Origin of the sequence: Methanogenium organophilum, from assembly GCF_026684035.1 — an archaeon.
Lineage (GTDB): Archaea > Halobacteriota > Methanomicrobia > Methanomicrobiales > Methanomicrobiaceae > Methanogenium > Methanogenium organophilum.
Genome location: NZ_CP113361.1, coordinates 777,058 through 789,135 on the forward strand (window position 1 = coordinate 777,058; position 12,078 = coordinate 789,135).

A 12,078-nucleotide genomic window follows, 5' to 3' on the forward strand; every position below is an offset into this window, starting at 1 on the left:
CAGATCATGACGTTTAAAGACCTGAACATTGGCACGCAATTGATAATCGGGATTGGCATCATCATCGTTATGGCCGTCCTGCTTGGCGCAACGGCCATAATATATGAGGAGATCCTGTGGGAAGATACCACAGATCTATACGAACATCCGCTCCAAATCAGGCGGACAGTGGGCGCACTCGAGGCAGATATCCTCAGTATTCGCGGGGGAATGAAAGACCTGGCCCTGACAGAGAATGAGCAGGAACAGGAGGAAATCCTTCAGGAAATCAGTATCAACGAGGCAGATGCCTTCCGGCAGTTCGATATCCTGTATGATCGCTATCTCGGCCCCCAATCGGACATCGATACTGCATATGCCAGTTTTGTCGAATGGAACACCATCCGCGAGGAGACCATCCGGTTATGGCGTGAAGGAGATATCGCTGAAGCGGTGAGCCGGACAAAAAGTACCGGTGTCGGGGGCGCCCAGGCAGAGACGATGATGGGCGACATCCAGATCATCGACAATTTTGCCCGGAATAAAGCCGATGAGTTATACCAGTCCGCACAGCAGCACAAAGATGATCTGACTGTGCAGCTCGCTGCCCTCCTTACCATCACTCTCCTGCTCTTCTTTGTTGTCACGTACATCCTGCTGAAAGCAGTGCGGGACCCAATCCTGGAACTGACCGATGTTACCAGTCGGTACGGGCAGGGGGATCACAGTGCCCGCATCGGGATAGACTCCCCAAACGAGGTGGGAGCACTCGCCACCGCCTTCAATACCCTTGCCGAAACGCTCCAGACTGAGATGCAGGGCAGGGAGAACGCCGCCGGGATCGCTGCCGGGATCGCCGCGGTCAGTCTTAAGGAAAATGAACTGCAGTTATTCTGCCGCGACATGCTGATCGTGCTGATGGAGCACACCGACTCGCAAGTGGGCGTTGTCTACCTTTTAAACGCACAGAAGACAGAGTTTACCCTCTTTGAGTCCATCGGACTTTCTGCATCAGCCCGCACGTCCTTCTCTGCCACCATGCACGAGGGGGAGTTCGGTGCAGCCCTTGCCTCCCGGGAGATCCAGCACATAACCGAGATCCCTGAGGAAACAGTGTTTACCCTCTCTACCGTGAGTGGCGATATCCGACCAAAGGATATCCTCACCATCCCCATCCTCTCCGAAACAGAAGTCGTTGCCATCATCTCCCTTGCAAACGTCCGGGCCTATCCGGCAGAGACAATCGGCCTCATCGATGACACACAGGGCCTCATAACCGCCCGGTTAATCGGGTTGCTGGCGTTCCAAAAAATTCAGGAATTCTCAGAAACCCTCGAAGAGCAGAACCGGGAACTCAACGAGACGTCACGGGAGCTCGCATTCCAGGCAGACGAACTGCGTGAGCATAACATCGAGCTTGACATGCAGAAGAAGCAGCTGGATGAAGCAAACCGGGCAAAGACAGTCTTCCTCTCGAACATGAGCCACGAGCTCCGGACCCCGCTCAACTCAGTGATCGCACTCTCAGGGGTCCTGAACCGCCGGCTCCGGGGCACCATCCCCGAAGAGGAGTACAGTTACATCGATGTGATCCTACGCAACGGCAGGCACCTCCTGGCGCTGATCAACGACATTCTGGACATCGCCCGAATCGAATCCGGCCGGGAGGACATCAGCCTCAGGACATTTCCGGTGCCGGAGCTTGTCAGCACGGTTGTGGAACGGATCGGGCCACAGGCAGTGGAGAAGGGGATCACGCTGCAGAAACAGGTAAGTCCGGATCTTCCCTCCATGACCAGTGACTTTGGCAAGTGCCAGCATATCCTTGAAAACCTGGTAGCAAATGCCGTCAAGTTCACCGAAGAGGGTGAAGTGACGGTCTCAGCCACCGTCACAGACGACGAGGTGCACATCGCGGTCACCGACACCGGCATCGGGATTCCGGAAGACCGGATAGACATCATCTTCGACGAGTTCCGGCAGGCCGATGAGAGGGTTGCACGCCAGTATGGCGGGAGCGGTCTCGGCCTTTCGATTGCCAATAAATACGCCATCCTCCTCTCCGGCAGCATCGCAATTGAGAGTATGCCCGGGAAGGGATCTACGTTTACCCTCACCCTCCCGCTCACCATCACCCTGCCCATGGCCGGGACACAGGAGGCTACCACCGATTGGAGGGTCGGCGAGCAGGGAGATCCCGCACACCCATCCCCGGCACACTCCGGTGTGGGAAAGACCATCCTCATCGTGGAAGACAGCGAACCGGCCATCATCCAGATAAAGGACCTGCTGGAAGAAGAGGGGTACCACATCAGGGTGGCACGGAACGGGAAGGAGGCCCTGGAAGAGATCAATCGTGAGTTGCCGGACGCGATGATCCTCGACCTGATGATGCCCGAGGTGGACGGCTTTACTGTCCTGAGGATGATCCGGAGCGGCGAACAGATCACCCGCATCCCGGTGCTCATCCTGACAGCGAAACACATCACGAAAGAAGAACTCTCGTTTTTGGAGGGGAACGGCATCCACCAGCTCATCCAGAAGGGGGATATCGACCGTAAGAGTCTCCTTGCGGCGGTGGAGAGGATGGTTTCAGAACCGGTGGAACAGGTGAGTCCGAAGCCCGTACAATCCCCCCGGCACGAGGTGCGGGACCGGCCGGTCATCCTCATTGTGGAGGACAACGCCGACAACATGATGACGGCACAGGCCCTGCTCCGTGAACATTACACCCCCATCGGGGCTGCGGACGGCCAGTCCGGCATCGATATGGTACGAAAAGAGATGCCGGACCTGGTCCTGCTCGATATATCACTTCCGGGCAAAGACGGATTCGAGGTCTGCAGGATACTGAAGCAGGACGAGGAACTCCGGCACATCCCGGTCATCGCCCTGACCGCCCGGGCGATGAAAGGTGACCGGGCGGACATCCTCTCCCGCGGCTTCGATGGCTACCTCTCCAAACCAGTGGACGCAGAACTTTTGGAACAGACGATCAGGAGGACTCTCTATGGAGTATAACGACCCGACTATCGTCGCCATTGATGATATCAGCGACAACCTTGTGGTATTGAAAGCCTTTGTACTCGATGCCTTTCCTCGTGCCCGTGTTTTTACTGCGCAGAATGGAGAGAAAGGCATCGAGCTGGCCCGTGAACACAACCCCGACCTCATCCTCCTCGACATCGTCATGCCGGGCATGGACGGCTTTGAGGTCTGCAGGATACTGAAGCAGGATGAGGAACTCCGGCACATCCCGGTGGTCTTCCTCACCGCACTCCGGGGTGACCGGAAGAGCCGCATACGTGCACTGGATTTGGGAGGGGAGGCCTTCATCTCCAAACCCTTTGATGATGCGGAATTCATCGCCCAGATCCGGGCCATGGTGAAGATCAAGGCGGCGAACGAACGGGAACAGGACGAGAAGAAGTACCTTGCCAGAATCGTTGATATGCGGACCGTCGAGCTCAAAGAGGAACTGGCAGAACGCAGAAGAATCGAGCAGAAACTGCTGGACCATCAGGCCGAACTGGAACTGCAAAACAAAGAACTCATCAACGCAAGGCAGACAACAGACAAACTCCGCCAGGAGTATCAGACACTCTTTGATGTAGCACCGGTCGGATATCTGGCACTCGGCCCAAACAGTATGATTCTTCGGTGCAACCACCGTGCCGCCGAACTCTTTGGCACCACCAAAGAACACCTGACCGGAAGGCATCTTGCTATGTTTCTGGACCAGGCAACTCTTCCTGCCTTCAACACGTTTATTGAGGATTGCTGCAACAAAGAAACGAACCGGCTCTGTGAATTTATCTCTCGTTCAGGCCATACATTGCTCACAGATCCAGGGCATCTGCACTTTTTCGGCCAGGGTATTCAATCAGAACATGATTCCCATCATTGTATTGTGGCCATCAGTGATGTAACAGAACTACACCAGTCCCAGGATGCACTCCGGGAGGTCAACAGAAAACTCCACCTCCTCTCGAACATAACCAGGCACGATATTTTAAACCAGGTCATGGTACTTGCCGCAAGTCTGGAGCTCATCCGGATTAAAAAAGAGGATAATTCACCGATCGATGAGGATCTTGCCAGGTGTGAATCAGCAAGGGAAGCAATTGCTCATCTTATTACGTTTACCCGTAGCTATGAGAATCTTGGTGTGAAAAAACCCGTGTGGCAGTCTGCCAGGACTGTTGTTGAAAGAGTTCAGAAAACGACGACAATTCCGGTCACCGTTGACCATTCACTGGATCCCATCGAAGTGTATGCCGACACGATGCTGGAGAGCGTGTTCTCCAACCTGTTTCAAAACGCCGAACAACATGGGGGCCACATCAGCGGAATTACCCTCTCATTTCACCAAAAAGGCCGGAAAGGCATTCTTGTGGTTGAGGACGACGGCATTGGCATTCCGGATGACATGAAAGAACAGATCTTCGAACGGGGCGTGGGGGAAGGAACCGGACTGGGACTCTTCTTCTGCTCGGAAATTCTGGAGATTACGGGCATAAGCGCCTGTGAGACTGGAATACCGGGGAAAGGAGCTCGTTTTGAACTGCACATTCCTGTAGGGGTATGGAGGAACCCAAATCAAGTACCCTGATCTGTGCAGCCAGAGTGCCGAAATGGGTAATGGAGATACGTATCCGGTCAGGCGAAAGAAAAATCTCCATCATTCATCACCCATATCAATGGCCACACTGGTCACCCTCTCCACAGGAGCACATAAGCATTTTTCTCTCAGGTTCTGCCCCTCCCGTCTGCCTTTCCCAGCTAATATTCTCCTGCAGACTCGCCCTCCTCTTCTTCAACAGAAACCAGCACCAGATTCTTCAAAAACCTCTCCGCCCAGTGGCCTTCTTCTGCCGAATCCGCTCCAGCTCCTCAAGGAGTTTGTATTCGATATGCCGGAAAAACACCGTATCATCGCATAATTATGCTTCACAGCCCTTTCCCTGAAAACGAATAATTGCAGGGATATTGTCCCGGACTGCCTTTTTGTATTCTTTCTGTGTAGTGATGGTGCATACCCCAAACCAATTTTATTGCTTCTTTTGCCTGCCGCACGCCACATAATATCCCGCAAGCAGCACAATTCCCGCAATCACCGCAAGGGCTACCGGGTTCATCAGAGCGTCTTTCACCGGATCGCCGGATATCCCGTCCACCTGTAGCACAATCTGGTCAGAGAGAATAAGGGTATCCGTTTCGTCCCGGAATTTGATCTCACTGTTCAGGCCGTAGGGCACATCAAGTGAGCCGGATGCAAGCATAATCGTGAAGTTAGCCGGTTTCGTCTCATTCGGCGCCATATCACCCAGAATAGCCGTATCCACCGACGCACTCAGCGGTTCGGCCGGCACAATCCGGGCCCGTGCATCATACGCCGGTGCATCCCCGGTATTTTTGAATGTCACCCGGATGGTCTCTGACTCGCCGGGCACAATTTCAACCGGACCGGAGACAATCGCAAAGGATGCCCCGGTTCCCACCGGTATGCCAATTCTCTCAGATACCGATTTCTGTGCCTCACCCACTTCATCCGTGTAGACAATCATCACTTCCTCCGGGTAGGTGCCTGCACTGACTGCCTCATTCACGGATGCGGTAAACGTCACCGTCCGCACCGCACCGGGAGGGAAGTCACCGATGTACACTCCGCCGTCCACCAGATGGAATACACCGGAAACGGCGGAAAGTTCCGCCGCAGACAACATGCCCTCCCCGTATCCCACATTCTTCAGGGAGACCGTGATCGTTCCCGTCTGTCCGGCGTTCAGATTGTCCGTATCAATGGAGAGAATCTCCGGCTTCACCATCCCTTTCACACGCACCGGAACCTCCAGAGAGACCGTCCTCTTCTCATAGGTATACTCCCACTGCCCGGAGGGGAGCATGTGCTGGGCCGCCGCATAGTGATAATCGGCAGTGACATTGATCATATAGGACCCTGCAGGAGCATTCTCATCCACATGGGCAAATACCGTACACGGTCGGCTCACACCGGCAGGGATATCACCGATAAGATACGGTTCCGAGTGCACAGCAAGAGGTGCACCTGCGACATCAAGCCCTGCAACAGTACCCAGTGCTGTCGTCGGATTGATGGAGAAGGGCGTGTATTCCCATTCCCGTAAGGCAGCAGTGTCCACCCCCTGATTTTCAACAACAACGTCGAGCCGGATATCAGTCCCCGGATAGAACTCATTCGTCCCAGAGAGCGTCGCATACAGAGACGGCTCACTCCGGATAAACTCCTCACCGGCACCGCACACCGGGCCAATATATGCACAGATGAGAAGAACAGCAAGAATACCATACAGGAAAACCCGTCCGGCCCCCCGATACTTCCTGACTGCGACAGAACAGGGCAGCATACCCCCACACCTCACGAGTCCTGCCTTCCGCTGTGCTGTTTCCTGCGGAGAAGATACCATCCGCCACCTGCAACCACCAGCACGCCGATGATCGCGATGATGTACATCCCGGTGTTGTCCGCCGGTTGCACATCCACGATGACCTTCACCGTATCAGAAACATAATTGTTGTTGAGGGAATCGGTGTACCGAATCTCTGAATCCAGTGAATATTTTTTGATGGTCGCCGCCTTGTCCACCTGGATGCGGTAGACAGCCTCAGCCGACTCTCCGGGTTTCATGTCACCAAGATATACATTGGAATCTGTACTGGAGAAGGGGTCTACGACGCTGATTCTGCCCTGTGCCTGGTACGCAGTCGCCGCACCCGTATTCTTATAGGTCACATGGATCAGGTTCTCGTCGCCCGCTTCAGCCGCGGCAGGCTCACTCACCACATCAAAGGTGATCTTCCCAAGGAAATCCACCCCGATTAGAACAGGACTCGTCATGGCATCCATTCCCTCATAGTCCTTGTACACCCCAAAGACCGTTAGTGGATACTGCTGTGTCGCATCCGCGTCCTGCGATACCGATACCTTCACCCGCGGTGTAATAGTCTCCCCGGCGGCGAAATCACCGATATAGATATTGCCCTCAACCGGGGTGAGCGGCCCGTATCCGCCCGGTTCAATATACAGGGCAAAATGGGAGGCGTTATCTGTCCCTGTGTTTGTAACAGACATCGTGACATACCCTTCTCCCCCGGCATTCACGTCAGAAGACTGCACGTCAGTCACCGCAAGGATAACAGACGGAGTGACAACAACCGTCACCGGGATCTCTTCAGTGACTGTTTTAAAGTGGTAGGTGATGGCATCCAGTCCCGACTGGTCGTATGACTGCATATATTCATACTCCACGCGGGCCGTCATCGCATAAGTGCCGGCAGGGGCGTTATCCGGGACGTGGATATCGAAGGATGCCTCCTCTACAATCCCTGACGGAAGGAGACCGATCACCTGGGTATCAGACTTCACTGTGACAGGACTGTTCCCCGGCAGGAGGGTCACCTTTACCGAACGTGCCGTCGTGGGCAGATAGTCAGGAGTCACATACCGCAACTGCACCAGTTTCATATCAATGAGCCCCCGGTTTTCAACAAGAAGGGGCAGTACTGCATCCGAATCGGGGCTGAACTGATTGCTCCCGGATACAGAAACAGAGATGACAGGACCTTCGGTGAAAATTTTCTCTCCCGCAAGTCCGGGCGATACTGCCAGTGCCAGGAGAAGAAGACCGGCAGTCACAGTGAGATATATTGCTTTCATAGATACACCAGCATTTACCGAAACACCTTTTGTCAGAACAAAACCATCGGTTCCGGTACTAACACTATTATACGTTCTCTTTAAACATCTTTACATAATAGAACCCTGATTCTGAGAATTATTTAAGGATAAATAGGAATCATACAGTTAAATCATAATTTGATAACAAACCGGACAGATTTCAGCCTGATACGGAAGATCAGGGAGAATCCGACGGAACCACACACAGGACGGTGCACACCATCACAAAGAGCATTCCTTCATTATACAGCAGTCTTGCAGGGGCCATCTACCGCCATCACCGAATTGTTCTTGCAGGTATGCTCATCCTCTTTTTTGCAGGAATAATTGCTGCAACCGGCATCCAGTTTCAGTCATCTTCTGACCAGTACCTGGACAAATCAACGCCGAAGGGGATACTCTACGACCAGTACAACGAGCAGTTCGTCTCTGACACATACATTCTCCTCATCCAGACAGCAGATCCTGCGGACTATTCCCTGTTGCAGGATCTGCTGATACTGGAAGAAGAGATTAAACGCCTTGAATACGTAACGGACACAAATTCTCTCGCCGATGTCCTGATAACAGCGAATGGCGGCGTGATGCCACAGAACCCACAAACGAACAAAGATGTCATCGCACTCCTTCCTGCTGAACTGCGCGACACCTTCATCCCGGACAGTCAGACAGGACTTTTATACGTCTCAATCAAACAGGGCATATCAACCGATGTCTCACAGGCAATCCTCCCCAATCTTGAAACACTCACTACAGAAGCGGATCTGCCACCGGGAACCACCATTGATGTGACCGGTGCGACACCCTACAATGTCGAACTGCAAAACGACATGGTCATGTCAGGAGTGGTCCTTATCGTGGGTGCACTCGTCTTGATGATGATCGTCTTGTTCGTCCTCTTCTCCAATATGCGGCACTGGTATCTTCCGCTCATTCTCCTCACATTCGGGCTCGTTTACACTTTTGCCATGCTGAGCCTTCTGGGTGTGAAGATCAATAACGGGGCAATTGCGTCATTCCCCATTCTTCTCGGTCTTGGCATTGACTATGCCGTTCAGTTTCATGCACGCTTTGATGAGGAACGGCGGGAAGGAGTGCCAATGGAGCGTGCCACAAAAGACACGCTGAAGAATACCGGGCCTGCGGTATTGCTTGCGATGCTTGCAACCTCTATGGGATTCATCGCGATGTTCATCTCGCCGGTGCCCATGATCAGGACGTTTGCCGTCGTCTCCATCATCGGGGTCGTCTGCTGTTACCTGACCTCCCTCTTCGGATTTCCCGCCCTTGCCGCCCTCTTCGGCTATATCCCAAAAACCGGGAAACCGACAACAATGATGCGGGTGATGACCCGCTATACTCATCTCCTTGAAGGTGTGGTTGCACGGGTTTCCAGTTCAGCCATCCCGATCCTCATCGTGGCCGTGGTCATTGCCTTTGCAGGCATCTCACTGGACCCTTCCATCCCCATTGACACCGACACAAAGTCCATGGCGCCTGCGGACCTTCCCGCCCAGATTGCTCTTGACAAGGTGCAGGATGTACGGGGATCTGTGACGCCATTCCCACTCTACATCCGCGGCGATGACCTCAAAAGCCTTGAAGCCATCCGGTGGATTGACGCATTCAGCACCAAGGCTGTTTCAGACCACGCTGAACTAACCAAAGCAGACAGTATCGCATCACTCGTCCGCAAACAAAATGGCGGTGTGATGCCGGACAATCAGGGCACCCTAAACGCAGTCCTCGCATCCATTCCTGATTCCAAAAAAGACCCCTATCTGGAGGGAGACTCTGAAGCAGCCATCTCCTTTACCACGCTCATCCTCACCATCGATGAACAGAACGAACTCAAAAAGCAGGTCATGGCAGACGTCGTCTGGTCAGAACCCCCGCCCCACATCGAGGTATACCCAACTGGCGACTTTGACCTCTACACAAACCTCATGGACATGATCGCATCCAGCAAAGAGGCGATGACCAACCTCGGGTTTGTCCTCATATTCCTCTTTCTGATTCTCGCCTACCGGAAAATCTATGCCATAACACCTGTCGTCCCCATCATCTGCATTGTCGGCTGGAATGCGGTTGCAATGATCCTTATAAACCTCCATTACAACCCGATCAGTGCCTGTCTCGGCTCGATGACTATCGGGGTGGCGGCAGAGTATACGATTCTTGTGATGGAGCGGTTCACCGAGGAAAAGGAGCAGGCCGGTGACCCTGCAGATGCCATCCGCACATCTGTCGAGAAGATCGGGTCTGCCGTGACGGTTTCAGGCCTCGTCACTGCAGGAGGATTTTCCGCACTCATGCTCTCGGTCTTCCCGATTGTCTCCAGTTTCGGTCTCTCAACCGTGATTGCAGTATTGTTCTCCCTCGTCGGTGCCATCGTGATCATGCCTGCGGTACTCACCGTGATGGTCACGACAGAAAAATGGCTCAGAAAACAGAGAGAAATTGGTCTGCCCGACAACTCTTCCGGCGACCACTAATTCCCGGATTATTTTTCAGGATAGCTTAATACCCACAGGAAGGTATCCAGCCCGTGCATCAGACGCCCAGTCGCATCTGCGAGCCGTTCTTTTCCGTATCAGGGAGAGAAGATGTGCCATTTTGCATCCTGGAAGGTTCAGGATAGCGGAACACCGGTCCTTTCACTTTCGGTCCGAACCGCCCTTCCCCCGGTACCGTATCTTCAATATCGGATGCCACCTCATGGAGGAGGGCACTGGTATTGTCTGCCATATGAACCGTCCATGCCTCAACCGTCTGGGGTTTCGGGTCCCCGTGTTCACCATGATGGGTCTGAACAATGTGGAGCAGGTGGCTCAAATCCTGTCCGCCCACCCCAACATCCTGTGCGGCCTGCTCAACAATGGAGATTCCCGGGCTGATATGACCCCGGAGGAAATATATCGGCAGTTGGGAATACGAGAATCCCTGCTCTGCAAAACAGACCGCCTTTCCCACGTCATGCATGAGCGCTCCGGCGACAGCGACATCACGGTCAGCAGTGATCCCTTCCGTTCCGGTAAGGATGGACTCCGTATATCGGACGACTTCCAGTGTGTGCTCGGCAAGTCCGCCACGATAGGCATGATGTTTACCCCGTGCGGCAGGGACGAAAAAGAAGGAGTCATAGGTCGCAAAGACCCGCTCCACGATGTCACGCAGCCCCTGACGGCCGATGCCCGCCGCCATACGGAGGATGTCTTCACGGTTTTTCGTGCAATTGGCAGGAGAAAAGACAAAGTCACCGGGTTCAAGCAGGAAATGATCCACGGGCCCATGGGCGATATGGTCGATCCCATCGTTTATGCTCATCTGCAGTTCACCGTTGTAGACCGAAGCCTGCCCATCGATCCGGTAGACCATCCCGTCACAGATGGCGTCATAGGCTATCTGCACCCGTTCGTTCTGCCCATTGACCCCCCAGATCTTGCATGCCATCTCACCTGTCGCATCACTGATGGTGCAGGTGATATACTGCCCGCGTTTGCCCTCCCGGATATCTGCATTACTGATGACAAAGAGATCATCAACCGAATCCCGGTCCGCAACCGACTGAATGGTAAATTTCTTTTCCATAATCCCGTCTCTCCTTCTAACTGGTTGTATTGATTTTATTTCGGGGTTGTTTTTGTCACAGATTGTTCATTCTGAGATATTTCTGCAACAGATACGGGTCTGCCCAGCCGTACCTGCACCAGCCCTTTCAGCATGGCAACGCCAGTCGTACTACTGACACGTGAATCGGGCTGGTCCTTCCAGCGGATAGGCACTTCCCGCACCTCATATCCCTGCTTTTTCATCTGCCACAGGAGTTCAACATCAAACTCAAATCCCCGGGACAGAACCGATGGCAACACTGTTTGCACCACTTTTGTCCGGAAGACCTTCGCACCGCACTGGGTGTCCCGGTAGGGCAGGCCAAAGACAATGCGGACAAATATATTGAAGAGCCTGCTCTGCACCTGCCGTCCCATACTCTGCCGTACCGGCACACAGGCTCCTTCAATCCACCGTGACCCGATGGCCCCGTCGGTGTCTGCCAGAGTGGCAAAGAGCCGTTGCATCTCCGGGACGGTCGTCGACCCGTCAGCATCCATGAACCCGACATACAGGGTCTCTGCCTCTATCAGTCCGGCTGCAACACCACCCCCCTTACCCAGACGCTCAGGATATTCTCTGCAGTCCATCCGGCAGGAAGGGTGCTTCTGTGCAAAGGCGCGGACAACGCCTGCAGTATCATCATCACCATCACAAACGACAATGACAGGCCCCCGGTATGCTGCAAACCCTTTGAGCAGACCCCCAATCCGGTTCGCTTCGTTATAGGCCGGAATGATGATGGTGCACTCCTCTTCACTAACCGTCAT

7 protein-coding genes are annotated in these 12,078 nt (G+C 53.9%); 3 read left to right on the plus strand and 4 right to left on the minus strand.

The annotated features are described in order from the left end of the window. Nucleotides 1-6: 6 nt before the first annotated feature. Both OU421_RS04055 and OU421_RS04060 read left to right on the plus strand, forming a co-directional pair. Complete coding sequence (locus OU421_RS04055) at nucleotides 7-3,000, plus strand: hybrid sensor histidine kinase/response regulator (RefSeq protein ID WP_268187330.1); 2,994 nt, start codon at nucleotides 7-9, stop codon at nucleotides 2,998-3,000. Beyond that, nucleotides 2,990-4,591 (plus strand): response regulator, encoded by a 1,602-nt coding sequence (locus OU421_RS04060; protein ID WP_268187331.1) that lies wholly within the window; start codon nucleotides 2,990-2,992, stop codon nucleotides 4,589-4,591. The genes OU421_RS04055 and OU421_RS04060 overlap by 11 nt, the downstream gene beginning before the upstream one ends. Before the next feature lie 439 nt (nucleotides 4,592-5,030). On the opposite strand, the gene OU421_RS04065 is transcribed toward OU421_RS04060, so the two are convergent. Then, a complete protein-coding gene (locus OU421_RS04065; RefSeq protein WP_268187332.1) occupies nucleotides 5,031-6,425 on the minus strand; it encodes a COG1361 S-layer family protein in 1,395 nt (464 codons plus the stop codon). Continuing rightward, nucleotides 6,377-7,675 (minus strand): COG1361 S-layer family protein, encoded by a 1,299-nt coding sequence (locus OU421_RS04070; protein WP_268187333.1) that lies wholly within the window; start codon nucleotides 7,673-7,675, stop codon nucleotides 6,377-6,379. Before OU421_RS04070 ends, OU421_RS04065 begins: the two co-directional genes overlap by 49 nt. Before the next feature lie 233 nt (nucleotides 7,676-7,908). Between OU421_RS04070 and OU421_RS04075 the strand changes: the two genes are divergently transcribed. Further along, a complete protein-coding gene (locus OU421_RS04075) occupies nucleotides 7,909-10,191 on the plus strand; it encodes an efflux RND transporter permease subunit (RefSeq protein ID WP_268187334.1) in 2,283 nt (760 codons plus the stop codon). A 58-nt stretch (nucleotides 10,192-10,249) separates the two neighbouring features. Here OU421_RS04075 and OU421_RS04080 read toward each other — a convergent pair whose 3' ends face one another. Together OU421_RS04080 and OU421_RS04085 are read right to left on the minus strand one after the other, a co-directional pair. Continuing rightward, nucleotides 10,250-11,287: an HD domain-containing protein gene (locus OU421_RS04080; protein WP_268187335.1), complete on the minus strand. Its 1,038-nt coding sequence runs from the start codon at nucleotides 11,285-11,287 to the stop codon at nucleotides 10,250-10,252. 35 nt (nucleotides 11,288-11,322) lie between these two features. After that, nucleotides 11,323-12,078, minus strand: coding sequence for a glycosyltransferase (locus tag OU421_RS04085; protein ID WP_268187336.1), 756 nt, complete (start codon nucleotides 12,076-12,078; stop codon nucleotides 11,323-11,325).